This window comes from Candidatus Chloroploca asiatica (assembly GCF_002532075.1).
Classification (GTDB): domain Bacteria; phylum Chloroflexota; class Chloroflexia; order Chloroflexales; family Chloroflexaceae; genus Chloroploca; species Chloroploca asiatica.
Window position 1 is genome coordinate 47,262 of the sequence record NZ_LYXE01000089.1, and the last position, 16,538, is coordinate 63,799.

A 16,538-nucleotide genomic window follows, 5' to 3' on the forward strand; every position below is an offset into this window, starting at 1 on the left:
CACAAACTCCTCATCTTAGGCCACTTATGCCTGCGCCACTCCGATACCCTCTAACTGGTCTTCCAGATCCTCATAGAGCGTGCGCAGACGCTCGATGGTCGCTTCATCCGCATCCCAGAAACCGCGGCCATTGGCTTCAAGGAGGCGGCGAACCATGCCAGCCGCCGCGTGCGGGTTCAACTTCGCCAGGCGCTCGCGCATCTCGTCGTCGAGTGCGTACGTCTCGGCAACCCCCTGGTAGACCCAACCCTCCACCGCATTCGTCGTCGCACTCCAGCCATAGGTATTGTTCAGGCGCGCCTCGATTTCGCGGGCACCTTCGTACCCATGGGACAGCATCGCTTCATACCACTTAGGATTAAGCAACTTGGCCCGGGTCTCCAAGCGCACCATCTGGTCTAACGAGCCGACCCGGTTCGCCCCCGTGCTGACCGCGTCTGAGACAAGGATCGAGGGGCGCTCGCCACGCAGATGCTCAATGCTCTTGGTCACACCGCCGAGGCTCTCGTAGTAGGTATCAATATCCGAAATACCCACCTCGAAGCTATCGACATTTTGGAAAGTAACCTGGACATTCGCGAGGGCTTTTTCGAGCAACGGGCGCGAGTCATTCCACTCGCCACCTTTGCCCATCGTGAAACCCTTGCGACTGAGGAAGGTCTCGCTCAATTGCTCATCATCTTCCCACGAACCGCTCTCGACCATGTGGTTAATATGGGCACCATAGCTACCAGGTGCATTGGCAAAGACGCGGGTAGCGGCCTCTTCCAGAGGAAGGCCAAGTTCGGCAGCGGTTGCCAGCGCGTGGCGCCGCACCGCGTTGCCCTCGAGGGGCTCATCGGCACAGGCAGCCAGACGGGCCGCCTTGTCAATCAAGCGCATTTGATGCCCAAGGAGATCGCGGAAGATGCCGCTGACCGTCACCACCACGTCAACGCGGGGGCGACCCAGTTCGATGAGCGGAATAAGGGTGACATCCGAGATATTGCCCAGTTCATCAGGCACCGGGCGTGCACCCATCAAAGCCAGCACCTGCGCGACACCTTCGCAGTCACTCTTGAGATTATCACTCCCCCAGAGCACCACCGCCACGCTTTCAGGAGGCGCACCCGTATCGGCAACGGCACGCGCCAGCAACTCATTCGTCAGGCGCTCGGCCTTCTCGACCGCCTGGGCCGTTGGCGCACGGGCGGGATCGAGGCTATAGACATTGCGCCCGGTTGGCACCACCGACGGATCACGCACAATATCATTGCTCGGCGATGGGGTCACAAAGCCACCTTCGAGCCCGTGCAACAAACCGGTGAGTTCATTATCGCTACTGAGGCGGTTGAGCAAATCGCCAAGGAAATCAGCAAGCGGATCAAGATCACGATGATGAAGACCGGGCACGTGAAACGGCCCGCCCTCGACAAACCGACGGATCGCGTCCTTGCCAAGCCCTTCGATCCGCTGCCAAGCGGCCTGTGCCTCAAGATCGGTCGTGAGGCGTTCACGGAGGGCGGCATATTCCAGGCCGAGACTGCGTGCGATCAACTCTGGGAAGGTCACGAGCGCACCCCGCAACGGGAACTGATGGAACGTCGCCGTCAGACTCAGCAGATCAACCATCTCAACTGGTTCAGGGGGTTGACCAAAGACGTGCAGGCCAGCGGGGATCATGCGCTCTTCGATCTGCAGCAACTCGTGGCTCAACGCAGCCAGGTAGGTATCTGGCGCAACCTCAAGCGTCGCGTGCGCCTCACCAACACCGTGCTGCAAGGTCGCATTGACCTGCTGCATACCAAGTTTAGCGGACTGCTCACGGATCACATCGAGCATCCCGGGGTCGGGCCGCTGGCGATAGGCGTCGATACTATCCTTGAGTTGACGGAGACCCTTATAGAGACCGGCCTGCTGCAAGGGGGGCACCAGATAGCTCACGAGCGTTGCGGCACTCCGGCGCTTGGCAATCGCGGCCTCACTCGGATTATTGACACTATAGAGGTAGAAGTTGGGCAGTTCGCCAATCAAGCGTGAAGGCCAATCATCAGCACCGAGGCCAACCTGCTTGCCGGGCATAAATTCGAGCGCCCCGTGGGTACCGATATGCACCACCGCATGCGCGTCAAACGTATGGTGCAGCCAGGTATAAAAAGCAGCAAAAGCATGGTTGGGGGCCGCATCACGGGCCATCAGCATCCGCATCGGATCACGTTCGTAGCCAAACGGCGGCTGAACCCCAATAAAGATATTGCCCAATTGCCGCCCGAGGATACGGAAGCGTCGCCCATCGTTCAACAACTCACCGGGGGCCCGCCCCCAGCATGGCTCAATCTCGGTATAACTGGGGAAGAGGCGCATATAGTGCTCGACGGGGAAGGTCGCCGCCACGTTGGCATCAGCCCCGTGGGCCAGCGCATTGCCACCAACCACCAGATTGCGCAGGGCTTCGGCATCCTCAGGCACCTCCACCTGATAGCCTTCTTCCTTGAGCGCCACCAGGAGCTTATGGAGACTACGGAAGACATCGAGGTAAGCGGCAGTACCAAGATTGCCAAGATTCGGGGGAAAGCTAAAGAGCACCAGGGCAAGCCGTTTGGCATGGTTAGGGGTACGGCGCAGCGCCAAACGGCGGGCGATCCGCCCGGCGAGCAACTCAACCTCAGCCGTCGCCGGGACAAAGCCATCACCAGCCGCAGTGGGACCACCATAGACCAGCGGATCAGCGGCCCCTTCGAGTTCAGGCACGGCCACACTCAACGCCGCCTGCACGGGTGTCAACCCGGCCCAATCACGACGCCAATCCTCCACGCGCTGAAACGCCAGCGGCACTGGCGCAAGATAGCCAACATCGAGCGCGCCGAGCGCAGCGCGAGCATCGGCGGGACGGCTCTCGGCGGGGCCACCGACCAGCGCAAAACCACTCGCATTGACCAGCAAATCAACGGTCGCGGCGTGTCCATTGGTCGTAGGGGCACCCTTTTTCGCCTTGCCATGGGCGTGGGACTGAAAAAAGGTCGTGATGGCTGGCCGCATATCAAGACCAGTCGCATAGGCCATCCGGGCCTCGATACCACGGGCTTCAAGGGAGCGTACCAGTGCATCGAGGTGGGCCGTATTGCCACTAAGCGCCACGGTTCGCATCGCCAGAATACCCACGCTCCCCTGCTCACCAACCCGCTTGTTGCCGCGCAGCGAACGTCGCCACTTCTGATACTCCTCAAGCGTCGCAAAGGGTGCCGGGGCATCAGGATGGATCAGCGCCTGATCGGGATACGTCACAGGATCAAGCACCGGCAACTTCCCCTTATAGCCCGGCACATACGCCTCGATCAAGAGACAGACCAGGCGATAGACATTTTCGGGCGAGCTATTGGTCCAGTACTGATGCGCAACAATATAGGTATAGAGATCACGCGCCTTGCCGGGGATAAGCTTGAGCACCTTACTAAGGTTGCGGAGCACCGCCAATTGGCGACGCGCCTCACCGGCCCCACCTTGCGGGCGCAACTTCTTGACCCACTGGCGCAACATGCCGCCCGACTCTTCTGCCTGGGGGGCGAGACTAAACTTACCAATGCGGGTCATACGGATCAGCGCCGGATTGGACGTAATCACAAGCACCGGACACGACGCCGCGCCAAGCAAACGCTCGAGGGGACGCACATACTCCTCACCAAAGAGGCGCGCCCCAAAGACAAACGCAGCCCCCTTGAGATCACGTTCAAGGCGCTGCCAACCCGACTCATCGCGAAGCGAAGCCGCGTCGTAACACGCTGCATGCACCTCAACGCCGTGCTCGGTCTTGATCCGGGCAGCGGCAGCGTGCAGAGCCGCAGCGTGATTGCCATCAATGGTGAGAAAGATAATCCGCATGCGCAAACCCTTCCCCGAGAGGATGATTGTAGTTCAGACTGTGAACTACAGCAACATTTTAAGACAATAATTATTTCGCCTGAAAAGATCTATCAATCCGACGGAGACCCGGCTAGCGCTGGGCCTGCACCAGCGTTACGTGATAGAAACCACAGCTAATACGCTGGGCGCGACACACCTTCATTCCGGCATCAGCGAGGGTTGAGCGCACCAACGCATCAGGGATCATCTGGATGGTCGTGCGACGCTGACTGCGGGGAAAGAACCCACCAACACGATGGAGTGCAGCGAGCAGCGTACTGTGAGGTGCATAGGTGAAGAGGAGGGTCTGTTCGCAGCAATTGGACAACTGGGCCAACATCAAGGCAAAGGGCTGGGCTGGATAGTGAATGAGCACATCGAAACAGGCAACCACGTCATAGCGTTCCTGCAACTCTTCGACATCGGCGACTCGCGTCGTGACCTGCTCAGCGAGGCCTGCCTGAGCTGCGGCCTCGGCGGTTGCCGCGACCATCTGAGGGGCCAGGTCAGTCGCCGTGACCTGAAAACCACGACGGGCGAGCTCCAGGGTAAAGAGCCCGGTGCCACAACCTGCGTCAAGGGCTGTCGCATCAGCCGACATAGCCGTTGCGTCGAGCCACTGACTGGCAACGGCAAGCATGGTGGTATGGCCTTGCCGAATCGACCGTCGAATCGGTGAAAGTTCGGCCTGGCCATAAATTGCCGACCAGCGTTCAAAACCTACTCCATTGAAATACTGGCGCAACTGAGCCTTGTGCCGAACCAGATCCATAGCCCCCCCACACTTCCAGACAGGTTTCGTAGTGCAGACTGCAAACTACATTCGTGCAACAAGATTATAGCACTATAGTCAACATTGCATGTGTATATGCAAAACCTGTGCAAGGTTCATCTTCAGATGTTATTTGTCATTCTGATGGGCTAAAACGATGTTTAGAGCTTGCTATTATTCATAATAAAGACCTTTTTTCACAAGGAATTATGTTGTGGTAAAGGCCATATGTTACAATAGAGACAGTCTTGGCAAACCAGGGTTGAGGCCATGTCAATCAATAGCATTCTCATTTTCCTTCTTGCCGTATCCTCCATCGTAGCCTTTTTACTGGCCCTCTATGCCCTACGCCACCGGGCGATGCCCGGCGCTGTCTCGTTTAGCTTGATGCTCGGCGGCCAGAGCGCGTGGGCAGCGTTTGCCCTTGGCAAAGCCGTAACCCCGACCCTCACAGGACAACTCATCTGGGACAGCCTGATTTTTCTCGCCGTTGACCTGACGGTTGTCGGGGCCTTGCTCTTTGCCCTCAGCTATACTGGCCGTCAAGAACTAGCCCGTCGGCTCCGTTACCTGCTGATGATCATCCCGTTCCTCAATGTCCTGATCATCTGGTCGGATGGGTTTCACGGCCTCGTACGAACCAATGTTACGATGCTGACTGATGGAGCCTTTCCCTGGCTCTTCTACAGCTACGGGCCGTGGTTCTGGGTCATCACGAGCTATCAATACCTCTTAATTGGGTCAGCCATTCTGATACTTGCCGAAGCTGCTGCGAAGGCAACCCGCTATGCCCGTTTGCAAGCCTGGGCTCTACCTATAAGCCTGCTCTTGCCCACCATGATTTCGCTCTTGGTCGTGATGCAGATCGTCCCCGTGCCAGCCATCCCCGACTTTGAGGTTTCACCAATCAGTTTTCTGGTTGGCTACCCGATTATGGGCTGGAGCATCTTTTATAAACGGCTCTTTGAGTTGATGCCCATTGCCTATGACATGCTCTTTGAGAAGTTGCCTGATAGTGTGCTCATTCTTGATGAGCACAACCAGGTCGTAGCGATGAATCAAAAGGCATATGAACGCCTGGGAGCGAAACAACGCCTACCCATCAGCCTAACGAGCCTGCTCCCAGAACTGGGGCCCACGACGAAGCCGAATAATAGCGAGTTGTTCATCACAAGCCTGAGCCATACAGAAGCCAACGGCAAACGGGTGCTCTACGAAGCCGTGATAACGCGCCTGCACGACCGTTGGGGCAGGGTCGGAGGGATGCTAGTGGTACTGCGTGATATTACGACGCAGGCTGAAGCGAACGAAGCGCTACGTGAGAGCGAAGGAGCCTTTCGGGAACTCGCGTTTGAACATGCCCGTCTCTATGAAGAGGCCCGGAAGCGTGCCGATCAGGTAGAGACACTCCGACAGGCGGTTGCCACCGTTGCGGCCACCCTGGATGCCAACGAAGCCGTTGGCCGGATGATGGAGCAGCTGGCCCACGTGGTGCCTTATGACAGCGCATCGGTGCAACTGCGGCGCGGCGAATACAGTGAAATCTTTGATTGCCGCGGTTTTGCTCATCCAGCGCAGGTCAAGGGCCTACGTTTTCAGATCAAGCCAGGGAGCTATGAAGAGGCGATCTACGAGCGTGCCGAGACAATCCGACTGGACAACACCGAACTGGAGCATCCTGAGTTTACCCATCCACCGGGTATGATCATTCGCTCTTGGCTCGCCTTGCCCCTGATTGTTGGCGAGCGCGTGATCGGTATTCTGACGATTGACAGTCAGCGAGCGAGCTTTTTCACCGAAGAAGACGCCAGTATCGGGCGGATGTTTGCCAGTCACGTCGCGGTCTCACTTGAACAGGCCCAGATGTATGGACGTGAGGTGCGCATGCAGCGCCGCCTGACCAAATTGCAACAGGCGGCCCGCCAGATTGCAGCCAATAGCGCCAACCCTGCGGCCCTCTTTCACGAGGTCTATCGTGCTGTAGAGGAGCTCCTGGCGGCCGAAGTGCTGGTGATCAGTCGTTTTGACCTGGCCCGCAGCGAAGTTTGCGATCTCTATATCGCTGATCCGCGTGAGAGTCGCGAGGGTAGTTGTTATGCCTTTGCGCATAGTTTCGCCGAGACGCTGCTCAACCGTGGTCAGACCTGGTGTCTCACGCATCTGAATGACACCGAATTGCACCCCGAACTTCCGGGTTTCAGGCTCGCGACTCGCACCGTGCTTGCCACGCTGCTGCATGGACGTGAGGATGTCATTGGGATGATGGTGATCCATAGCCCGCAGGCTTTTGCCTATAGTGACGATGATCTCGCCATCTTTGATCTGCTTGCCTCGCATGTGGCGACAGCGATGGAAAATTGTACGCTCTTTGCCGAAGTCGAACGGCTCGCAACAACCGATCCGCTAACGGGCCTGGCAAATCGACGTCATTTTTTCGCCGTGATGTGGCAGGCCATCCTGAACGCACGGCGGCAACGCCAGCCGCTTACACTGCTCTTGCTCGATCTTGATCACTTCAAACTGATCAACGATACCTATGGGCACCAGGCAGGCGACCGTGTCTTGCAATGTGTCGCCCAGACCTGTCAGGCGTGCGTGCGTGCCGAAGACCTTGTGGGGCGATATGGAGGGGAAGAATTATCCGTCCTGATGCCCAGTACTAATCTTGAAGGAGCCGCACGGGTGGCTGAGCGGATCCGGCATGCGATCGAAAGCTTGCGTGTCCAGTTCGACGAACAGGAGATCCAGGTCACGTCGAGTATCGGCGTTGTCGTGGAGACTTGTCTCCACAATACGCACCTCGATGAACTGATCAACCGGGCGGATCAAGCTCTCTATGCAGCCAAAGATGCTGGTCGCAATTGTGTGCAGATCTGGGGTGAAACGGAGAGCCGCTCGCTCGAGCAGACAGTGCCGTAACGCAACAGGGGCTGGACTGATGGCAAGGAGTTGTGTCCGCACCTCGTCGGTTAGCGTCAGATAACCGTGGCGTTCGAGCACTGGCATCAGTTCGGGAAGGAACGGTACCAGACGCTTGGCACAGATGCCGTTGGTCGCCTCCCAGGCGAGCCGGAGCGCCGCCTGCACCTCGGGCCCATCGCGTCGCTCCCGCGACCGGGTGATGGCGGGGCGAGGGGCGACGAGCGGGCCGGTCAGCAACCGGACAGCATACGTGCGGGCAGAGCCCGTGGCAGCGACAAACTCGTCGAGGATGACCGACTTCTGTTGATGGCTAGCCTCACGTCGCTGGCCGCGCCGCTGGTGTATGAACCGCTGGGATCGGCGGCTGCACAAACGATGATCGATCTGCGCTCGTCCACTATCCGCGATCTCAGCAGCACCGACCTGCCCCAGGTAAGCGCTGGTGGTCGCCTAACGTGTGTAATCAAAGGATGGCGGCTGATGAACGTACCACCATATCTTCATAGCTTTCCCCCGATCAGCGCTGAGACAGCGGAACGCTTGATCCTTGGCACGATGCCGGGCAAGGCCTCGCTGGCAGCCGGGCAATACTATGCGCATCCGCGCAACCTCTTCTGGCGGCTCATGGCGGAAATCCTGGGGTTCTCGCCCGAGGCTTCGTATGAGCAACGTCAGTTGGCCCTCCAGGCCGCCCGGATCGCGCTCTGGGATGTGGTGCAATGCTGCACGCGTACGTCGAGCCTCGATGCAGACATTGATGCCAGGTCGGTGGTGCCCAACGACCTGGCGCTGTTTTTGGCCAACCATCCCTACATTCACCAGGTCTGTTTCAATGGTGCCAAAGCGAAGGCTATCTACGACAAGCATCTAGCAGCCAGGATCCGTGCCGTGCGCCCAGATCTCGTCTATGTTCAGCTGCCGTCGACCAGCCCGGCCAACGCAGCGATCCCGTACGCACGCAAATATGCGGCGTGGTCGCAAGCGTTGCGCTCAGCACCCCAACCTTGAAACCTGGCCTCCAACGACCCAAAATTTTATCTATAGGAGCGGGCAGCAGGCGAGTTGGAGCACCACCAGATGCAGTACTGGCGCTGGTCGCTGGAGTGGTTTGTCGCCTGCGCCGAGGGCCGCTACGCACGGGCCGAGGAGTTGATGCGCCCGGCGCTGGAGCGGGCCATGTCGCTGCGCAATGGCTTTGTCCCGATCCTCGCGACGCTCCAGCTTGCCGACGCGGTCTTTGGGCAGGGCGATAGGGCCGAGGCCGACCAACTCTACCTGGACGCCCTGCAGCGTGGGCAGGCCCTGGGCGCGCCGCTGCTCGCATGCCTAGCGCTGCTGGGGCGAGGGCGGGTAGCAGAGCAGCGCGGCGAAAATCCACGTGCGCTGGTCCTCGCCGACGAAGCCCTACGCCTAGCCTACGAGGAAGGCTTCCAGCGCCTGATCCCGCGCACGTACGTCATGCTCGGACACACGCAGGCCGGGCTCGGCCGCTTCGCCGCGGCGGCAGAGAGCTTCACAAAGGCTTTGGAGTACGAACTCGTTTTCGCCCACAGCGCCCGGGTTGCCGCCGACAGCGTCGCCCTCGCAGCGATACGCCACGCCCAGGGCGATCGCACTGGCGCGATCGGCGTGATCGCGCCCCAGCTCACGCTGCTGCTCGGTGGCCCACTGACGGGGATGGACGAGCCGATCCGCACGCTGCTGAGCGCCGCCGAGACGCTGCGGGCTGCGGGCGATCCACGGGCCGAGCAACTCATCGCACGGGCCAAGCATGAGCTAGCGCACCGCACCGAGTTGGTACGCTCCGAACGACGCGACACCTTCCTGAGCGGGATCCCAGCCCATCGTGCGCTCACAAACGGCGCAAAAACGATGGGTATTTGGTGAACTCAATTCCCCAGCCCGCCGCTGCCAGGTGGATGCAGGGTTGCGCTCTTGGTAGCGACGTTGGAGCGAGGCAAAGCGCTCGTCCAACAGTTCAGTCGTCATAGCGATCAGCCCTCGTCGGTTTCAATGTCAACAATGTGCGCTTCAAAGATATTCATCGCTGCCCGCACAAGGTCATCCTTGCGCGCTTCGCGGATTTTCCCCCGCAGATCTTGGACCTCGGCACGGGCCTCGATGGTGCAACGGATCCCGTAGGTGCCACCGAGTTGACGGCTAATGACGTCTTCGACAATGCGGCGATTGGCGATTTTTTCGAGATTCTCTTTATGAAAAGCCGACGAAGCAAGCAAAACAATCGTCGCGCCTTCGACATCAACCGGGCGCACACTATGCAACAGCGCCTGCACCGTGGGACTCTTGGGGCGCACGTCGCGCTTGATCTCTTCCCAGGCATGCTCGATCTGTTCGAGTACGCTGAAATCGGCATTGGCTGCCGCTGCCTCATCCGGTGAGCGCGGCGCACGCGCGGGACGGGGCACCGTGGGCGGGGGATCAGCCTCGGTGCGCGTCCCTTCGTGCGGCACCTCATCGGGGGCCGCTTGTTGCGCTGGGACTGCTTGAGCGGACGCCTGGGCGGCATCTTCCGCATGCTCGGCTGCGGCAACCCCTCCTGTTGGAGGCAGGTTTTGCTCGGTTGGTGGCGTCACAGGGTGAGCCGGAGCCTCCTGGCGCGGTGGTGCCGGGCGTGGAACTGGTGGCGGCGTAGCAAGAGGCGGCGCAGCCGGGCGTGGGCGGGCCGGGGGCGGCGTCGCACGCGGGGCCGACGGAGTTGCCGTAGCGCGGGGCGGCGCGGAAGGCGCGGCGACGACAGGCGTCACGAGGGCTTCGACGACGGCCAGTTCGAGCGGCAGGTGACCGTAGGGCGTCGTGCGCAACTGATAATCGAGGCCACTGAAGAGCTTGATCCAGTGCAACAGCCGCGGGATATCGGCGCGAGGGGCCCAGGTAGCGAGCAACTGGAGCTCATCAGCGCCAACATCGGCGAGCGCCTGATCGCCCGAGGCAAGCAACAAGAGCAATGCGCGCAGACGTTCCACCAGATCGCGGGCAAATTGGCGCAGATCGGCCCCCTGGTCGGCGACCCCGTTGATCGCACGCAACGCCTCGGCCATGGAAGCATCGAGCAACGCCTCGATGAGCGCATAGACCTCGGCGGCAGACGTCATGCCGAGCAGACTATGCACCTCAGCGAGCCCGATGGTGCCGGTGGTAAACGATGCCAGTTGCTCGAGCACGCCGAGCGCATCACGCATACTGCCCGTCGAGGCGCGGGCAATCGCCTCGGGCACACCTTCTTCGAGCGCAAGCGCCTCGGCCTCGGCGACGCGGCGGAGATGGACTGCGGTACTGGCAATGCCGTGGCGGGTAAAGGTGAAACGCTGACAGCGCGACAGGATCGTCGCGGGCACCTTATGCACCTCGGTGGTCGCAAGGATAAAGATCGCGTGGTCGGGTGGCTCTTCAAGCGTCTTGAGCAGCGCATTAAAGGCAGCAGTCGAGAGCATATGACACTCATCGATCGTATAGACCTTGGTGCGCAACTCGGCGGGGCGAAACTGGACACGTTCGATCAACTCGCGGGCATCTTCGACTGACGTATTCGAAGCGGCGTCCATCTCGATCACATCAACCGCACGGCCCTCGGCAATCGACACACACGCGGGACAGGTACCACAGGGGCGGTGCGCTGGATCAGGGGCAAGGCAATTGACCGCCTTGGAGAGCAAGCGGGCCATACTCGTCTTGCCGACGCCACGCGGCCCGGTAAAAAGATAGGCATGGGCAACCCGCTCATCGACAATCGCATTGCGGAGCGTCTGCACAACGTGCTCTTGCCCCACGAGTTCATCGAAGGTTTGCGAGCGCCACTTACGATAGAGTGACTGAGCGGCCATAAGTATCCAGAGAGTAGACGAGCGACCACCAGAAGGTACCGCCAGTATACCATAGAGCGCTTCGCACGTTTGAGCGTAGGGGGTATGCTATGATAGGTTCGAGGCCATCCGGCCTCGAACCTATCAGCAAGGGCCGCAGCCGCAGGTTTTCGCACACTACACGAGAAAGATGGAGGCCGGAGGCCAACAGCCTATGCAAAACCAGCAGATCGATCGTGTCAGGCGCAATCTAGAGGATGATGAGACGGGGATCAAGGTCGCTGGTGATGATCAGCGGCGCTGGTGGATTCTGGCGGCGTGTTGTCTGGTGGCCTTTGCACAGACAGCCGAGCCACGCCTGTTGATGCTCGTCTTTGATACGCCAGCAGAAGCGTTTACGACCGAGTGGGCCTGGGTACGCATCATCACCAATATCGGGGTGGTGCTCTTTGTTGCGTTTCAATTGGTCGGTGGAGTGCTAGGGGATCTACTGGGGCGACGGCGCATCTTCTTGCTTGGCGCGGGCGGCTTTTTGCTTGGCAACCTGCTGACAGCGCTTGCCACGAATGCCCCGATGCTGCTCGTCACCCGCACCATCACCGGGGTGATGGGAGCCCTGGTCTTCCCCCTCACCGTCGGGATCATCCGGCTGATCTTCACCGGCCCGGCCCGTCCACGGGCCTTTTTGATCTACACGGCTGCCACAGGTTTAGGCACCCTCGCAAGCCTGCTGGCCCTTTTGATCAACGACTGGGTTGGCCTACGGGCAACGCTGATCATTCCGACCGTGATCGGCAGCATCGGCACCTGGCTTGCCTGGCGCTACCTGCCCGAGAGCCGAGCCAGGGGCGGGTTTGGGCGAACCGAAGCGATCGTCGCCGCATCGTGGACGCTCGTCTTTCTAGCGCTCATCTTTGCCGTCGGGATTGCCCGTGTGCTTGGCTCACTCTTCAACCCGATCACGCTCAGCGCGCTGCTGATCAGTGGACTTGGCACATGGGTGATGCTCACCTGGTCACAACGCTCACTCTACCGGGGGCTGCGTGGACGACCGAACCGGGTTTCGCGGCAATTTCTCTCGTTGATGCTGCTGATCTCGGCAACGCTCAGCTTTGCGTTGAGCGGCTATATTCTGCAACTCTACGGCTTCTTTGCCACCGTACAGCAAAACTCGGCCATGGTCAGCGGGATCATGCTCAGCCCGATCCTACTCGTGCCGATCCTCGCGCTGCGTCAAGTTGATCGCTTTGCACGCGACAAACCGGGGTATCTCGTGGTGGCGACAGGGCTTCTGTGCATGGCAGCCGCCATCTTTCTCACCGCACTCGCACGACCCGGGCTTCCCTATCTATTGCTAATCCCGGTGCTCGGGCTCTTTGGCATCGGCTTTTTTCTTGCCTCAACCTCGTGGAACAACATCTACCTGAGTGTCTTGCCACCGGATCTGGTGGGGGCGAGCTCAGGCATCAGCAAAGCTGCGGGGTTGGTTGGCGGGGGCCTGGCCGGTGTCATCCTGACGACAGCGGCGCAACTGACGGGTTTGCTTGATTTTCAGCGGCGGCTCGAAGCCCTAGGGGTAACGAGCGAACAACAGGAGCAGGCCCTGGCGATCTTGAATGACGTCTTGTGGAGTGGTGGCCTCATTGACGAAGAGGCCCCAGAAGCCATCATCCAACTCGGCCTGCTCGACTTTTACCGCGAAGCCTTTGCGGTAGGCATTGCCTCAGCGCTCGTCACAGCAGCTGTCGTTTGCCTGGTGACCGGGTTGATCGCCTGGCAATGGCTAAGCCGCTGGGCACGGGACATCAAGGGTCGCAAGCTTGAGGCCGAAGATCTGACGGAACTAATCTGAGCACACTACATGATTATTAGTCTTTTGGCTCAATTTTCACATCAGCGACAGCAATTTTTTCGTAAGTAAGAATATCATGGCGATAAGGCCAGTGATCATAGAGTAGAATTTCGGCAGGGCGCCAGAGCGAGACCCAGCCAATAATAATGAAACTATCACTAAGAATATAAAAAAGGCGTTCAGCCCAGAGATCCGTAGCCGTCTCGGAGAGGCCAGCAAAGAGGGTAGCGAGCAAGAGACTTGTAATGAGAATCACCAGACCATAGAGCACAGCGCGTTGGCCATCGCGGCGCAGCGCAACGAGGGAGCGCTCAAGGCGCTGGATATTCCAGCGGCAATAGCGTTCAAGCGCCTGTTTCGTCTCGGCTTCGAGCGTTGGCGTGATCTGGTCAGCGGGCAATTTGATCCTGAGCGCACAGGGATCCATGAGCGGGCGGGCCTCGAGATCGACAATGATCGTCTCGATACCGGCCTCAAAGGGGCCATCGCCAGCGAAGGGGTCAATCTCAGGTTCCTCAAACAGTTCATACATCGTATTGAGCGAGAGCACTGCAGTATAGAGTTGCGGCTCGGCCATGACCACCTCACACTAAACAGAACGCACCCATAGATTATATGTTATATTGAGGTTCGTTGCATCACGTTACAGTCAACAATTTGATCGAGACCACATCTGGTCTGATGCCGGTACCTGCGCTGTAGCGTGAGTTGCCTATATGTCGGAAGGGCGGAGCGTGGGGCACGGCGGTGCCGTGCCCCAACGGGGCGGGCGCGGTAGGGGCACGGCGAACACAATCGTAAGGCCGAAGCACGCGCCCACCCAAGCGTGGGGTGACCGCACCGGTACGGGGGGCGCGTGCTTCGGCCCAACGGCCATGGGGCGGGCGATGGGCGCGGGGGGGACGCAACGGGCACGGCGGTGCCGTGCCCCAACGGGGCGGGCGCGGTAGGGGCACGGCACCGCCGTGCCCGTACAGGAGAAGCATATGCATTTACATCTTAATCAGCCGGCGGTCATTAGTGAGATCGTTGATGGCGAGGCGATTGTGGTCAATCTCGAAAGTGGGGCGTACTATAGTATGCGCGCCAGTGCCGGGGTGATCTGGGCGGCCCTGCTTCACGGCAAGGATGCGCAGGCAATTGCCACCCTGCTCGGTGAGGTCTACGCGGTGCCGGTGGAGGCGGTTGCACATGAGGTAGATATCTTTATTGAGCAATTGCTTGCTGAGCAACTGGTTGTTCCCGCCGCGAACCCGCCTGAGGCAATGCCCCCTTTATCGATTGATCTCCCACCTGATGAAACCTTCACTCCTCCTCTGCTTGAGAAGTATACCGATATGGCCGATCTGCTCTTGCTTGACCCGATCCATGAAGTTGATGCAGAAACTGGCTGGCCACAACCTGCGCCAAAGCGTCATTGACGGTGAGGAAACCCTATCGTGCAACCTACCTTGAATCCGCGTGCGACCTGGCCCGCCTGGTTGGTTCCGCAAGAGGATGATCGCCACGTTTTGGCATCGCTGGAAACAATGACGCCCGTGGCTTGGTCGGCATTGATCGCGGCGGCGGCGCGGCATAATCTGGTTGGCATGCTGGTCTGGCGGCTCAAGCAGTCTCCCATGGCGGATGTTGTGCCCGCGCATGTGCGGGCAGAGGTGAGCCGGATCCAGCGTATGGCTGCGGTGCGGGGTCTTATCCATCAGGCTGAGTTGCATCGGGTGTTGCGTGCCCTCGGCGCGGTCGGGGTGCAACCGGTCGTCTACAAAGGGGCTCTGGTGGCGCATACGCTCTACCCCGAGCCGAGTTGTCGCCCGATGGGGGATATTGATCTCTGGATCACTGATGACGAGGTTCCCCTTGCGTGGCAAGCAATGGAGGGACTGGGCTATCAGCAGCGCTCGAAGTCGCGGCGTCCGTTGGCGTTGCAACGTGAGCGCGATGGCGAGATCCAGTTTTATAGCGATGCGCCAGGGCACGGGCTGATCGAATTGCACTGGGGCGTCTTTGCGGGCGAGTGGTTGCGCTGGGCCTCGTCGGTTGATCGTGAAGGCGTGCGCGAGCGGATTGAGCCAATCACCCTGGTGGGGCACCCGGTCTACCGGCTTGCCAACGAAGATGCGCTGATCCAACTGGCGGTGCATGCCGTGATCAATCATCAACTCTCGGGCAATGCGCTGCGCTCGCTGCTTGATGTGGCCTTGCTGGCGCGGCAGGGGATCGATTGGGACGTGCTTGCGCAGCGTACGCGAGCATGGGGGTTGGCAACAACGGTTGGCCTTGTCTGTATGCTCGTCGCGGAGATCTACCATGTTCCCGAGATCTTGCCCGGGCTGGCCTTGCTCCCGCTTTCGGTACGGCGCCAACGGCTGATTACCCGTTTTACCAACGCGCAGCGCATCCTGGAAGGCTACGATCTCTCGGCTTCGCCGCAGCGGTTGCTTTTTCAACTGGCGTTGATCGACCGACCAGGTGACACCCTCCGCCTGTTGCGTGGGGCCCTCTGGCCTGAGGCTGGCTGGCTTAGCAGGCGTTATGGGTCGAGTGATCTGCGGACGCGGTTGCAGCATACGCTGGGGGTGTTGCAGGGGAAAGTGTAGGTAAGCGGGGGAACCCGGTTCCCCCGCACCCCGCCGCGAGGGAACGGGTAGGTAGCTGGGGAACCCGGTTCCCCCGCACCCCGCCGCGAGGGAACGGGTACGAAGACGGGGGAACCCGGTTCCCCCGCACCCCGCCGCGTTTAAGGGCGGACAGAACATATGAGTGATCAAGCGTTTTACTGCATCGGTACGCCCTCGCTGCTATGCCGCCGTGCGATCAATCCCGGTGCCCTGCGGGGCATGGTGGGCCCGACTTTCCGCCGACCAGGTGGGGCGATCGAAGCCCTCCAACGTCCATGTGATCGGCGTGCGGTCGCCCTGCCAGATGCGCTGCCAGAAGCGATCGCGCCCCTGCCGGAACAGGCTGTGCCCGCCGGCCCACGTCCGCCGCTGACTGCCCCGTGGCGGCGTTTGCCGCTCGGCTGCGGCCGCCTCGGTGCCCAACACCAGCGTGATCAGCGTCGCGAAGGCCAGGCCCAGCAGCAGCCGTTCCTGATGGGCCAAGTCGCGCACCTGGCTCGCTTCCCAGTCCCACCCCGCCGTCTTCCAGTCGCGGAACAATGCTTCAATGGCGGCCCGTTGCTTGTACAGCGCAACCAGATCCCATCCCAACGGCAGGCTACTCGCCAGCAGCAGCGGATCGCGGTGACGCTGCCCCCACAGCACGACGACACTGCACGTGCGCCAGCCTTCGC

Annotated in this window: 11 protein-coding genes; 6 read left to right on the forward strand and 5 right to left on the reverse strand. The window is 60.2% G+C overall.

The window, feature by feature from the left end; translation table 11 throughout:
* Positions 1 to 24 precede the first annotated feature (24 nt).
* A complete protein-coding gene (gene bchH, locus A9Q02_RS10730; protein ID WP_097652963.1) occupies positions 25 to 3,858 on the reverse strand; it encodes a magnesium chelatase subunit H in 3,834 nt (1,277 codons plus the stop codon).
* A 112-nt stretch (positions 3,859 to 3,970) separates the two neighbouring features.
* Positions 3,971 to 4,651, reverse strand: a complete 681-nt coding sequence (gene bchM, locus A9Q02_RS10735) for a magnesium protoporphyrin IX methyltransferase (RefSeq protein WP_097652965.1) — start codon at positions 4,649 to 4,651, stop codon at positions 3,971 to 3,973.
* Between the two features lie 270 nt (positions 4,652 to 4,921).
* Here bchM and A9Q02_RS10740 point away from each other — a divergent pair, with 270 nt between their 5' ends.
* From A9Q02_RS10740 to A9Q02_RS10750, 3 genes are all read left to right on the forward strand, one after another.
* The gene (locus tag A9Q02_RS10740) at positions 4,922 to 7,570 is read left to right on the forward strand and encodes a diguanylate cyclase (protein ID WP_097652967.1); all 2,649 of its coding nucleotides are present in this window, start codon (positions 4,922 to 4,924) and stop codon (positions 7,568 to 7,570) included.
* Positions 7,571 to 7,636: 66 nt separating this feature from the next.
* On the forward strand, positions 7,637 to 8,581 hold the full coding sequence (locus A9Q02_RS24625; protein ID WP_216361499.1) for a DNA-deoxyinosine glycosylase: 945 nt from the start codon (positions 7,637 to 7,639) through the stop codon (positions 8,579 to 8,581).
* A 69-nt stretch (positions 8,582 to 8,650) separates the two neighbouring features.
* Complete coding sequence (locus A9Q02_RS10750; protein WP_097652968.1) at positions 8,651 to 9,460, forward strand: tetratricopeptide repeat protein; 810 nt, start codon at positions 8,651 to 8,653, stop codon at positions 9,458 to 9,460.
* 107 nt (positions 9,461 to 9,567) lie between these two features.
* Here the strand turns inward: A9Q02_RS10750 and dnaX are convergent, their stop codons facing one another.
* A complete protein-coding gene (gene dnaX / locus A9Q02_RS10755) occupies positions 9,568 to 11,415 on the reverse strand; it encodes a DNA polymerase III subunit gamma/tau (RefSeq protein WP_097652970.1) in 1,848 nt (615 codons plus the stop codon).
* A gap of 193 nt (positions 11,416 to 11,608) precedes the next feature.
* Between dnaX and A9Q02_RS10760 the strand changes: the two genes are divergently transcribed.
* Entirely contained in the window at positions 11,609 to 13,246 is a 1,638-nt protein-coding gene (locus A9Q02_RS10760; protein WP_172450868.1) for an MFS transporter, read from the forward strand.
* 16 nt (positions 13,247 to 13,262) lie between these two features.
* On the opposite strand, the gene A9Q02_RS10765 is transcribed toward A9Q02_RS10760, so the two are convergent.
* Positions 13,263 to 13,823 (reverse strand): hypothetical protein, encoded by a 561-nt coding sequence (locus A9Q02_RS10765; RefSeq protein WP_097652973.1) that lies wholly within the window; start codon positions 13,821 to 13,823, stop codon positions 13,263 to 13,265.
* 409 nt (positions 13,824 to 14,232) lie between these two features.
* On the opposite strand from A9Q02_RS10765, the gene A9Q02_RS10770 reads away from it, so the two are divergent.
* Complete coding sequence (locus tag A9Q02_RS10770; RefSeq protein WP_097652975.1) at positions 14,233 to 14,667, forward strand: PqqD family protein; 435 nt, start codon at positions 14,233 to 14,235, stop codon at positions 14,665 to 14,667.
* Positions 14,668 to 14,685: 18 nt separating this feature from the next.
* Entirely contained in the window at positions 14,686 to 15,843 is a 1,158-nt protein-coding gene (locus tag A9Q02_RS10775; RefSeq protein ID WP_097652977.1) for a nucleotidyltransferase domain-containing protein, read from the forward strand.
* A 201-nt stretch (positions 15,844 to 16,044) separates the two neighbouring features.
* Here the strand turns inward: A9Q02_RS10775 and A9Q02_RS10780 are convergent.
* The coding region (locus A9Q02_RS10780) for a transposase (RefSeq protein WP_141508844.1) at positions 16,045 to 16,538 on the reverse strand (494 nt) is incomplete at its 5' end.

What these genes read in the sequence shown, in the direction of transcription:
- bchH (WP_097652963.1), bottom strand. Translation starts at nt 3,858, where the DNA reads ATGCGGATTATCTTTCTCACCATTGATGGCAATCACGCTGCGGCTCTG.
- bchM (WP_097652965.1), bottom strand. Translation starts at nt 4,651, where the DNA reads ATGGATCTGGTTCGGCACAAGGCTCAGTTGCGCCAGTATTTCAATGGA.
- A9Q02_RS10740 (WP_097652967.1), top strand. Translation starts at nt 4,922, where the DNA reads ATGTCAATCAATAGCATTCTCATTTTCCTTCTTGCCGTATCCTCCATC.
- A9Q02_RS10750 (WP_097652968.1), top strand. Translation starts at nt 8,651, where the DNA reads ATGCAGTACTGGCGCTGGTCGCTGGAGTGGTTTGTCGCCTGCGCCGAG.
- dnaX (WP_097652970.1), bottom strand. Translation starts at nt 11,415, where the DNA reads ATGGCCGCTCAGTCACTCTATCGTAAGTGGCGCTCGCAAACCTTCGAT.
- A9Q02_RS10760 (WP_172450868.1), top strand. Translation starts at nt 11,609, where the DNA reads ATGCAAAACCAGCAGATCGATCGTGTCAGGCGCAATCTAGAGGATGAT.
- A9Q02_RS10765 (WP_097652973.1), bottom strand. Translation starts at nt 13,823, where the DNA reads ATGGCCGAGCCGCAACTCTATACTGCAGTGCTCTCGCTCAATACGATG.
- A9Q02_RS10770 (WP_097652975.1), top strand. Translation starts at nt 14,233, where the DNA reads ATGCATTTACATCTTAATCAGCCGGCGGTCATTAGTGAGATCGTTGAT.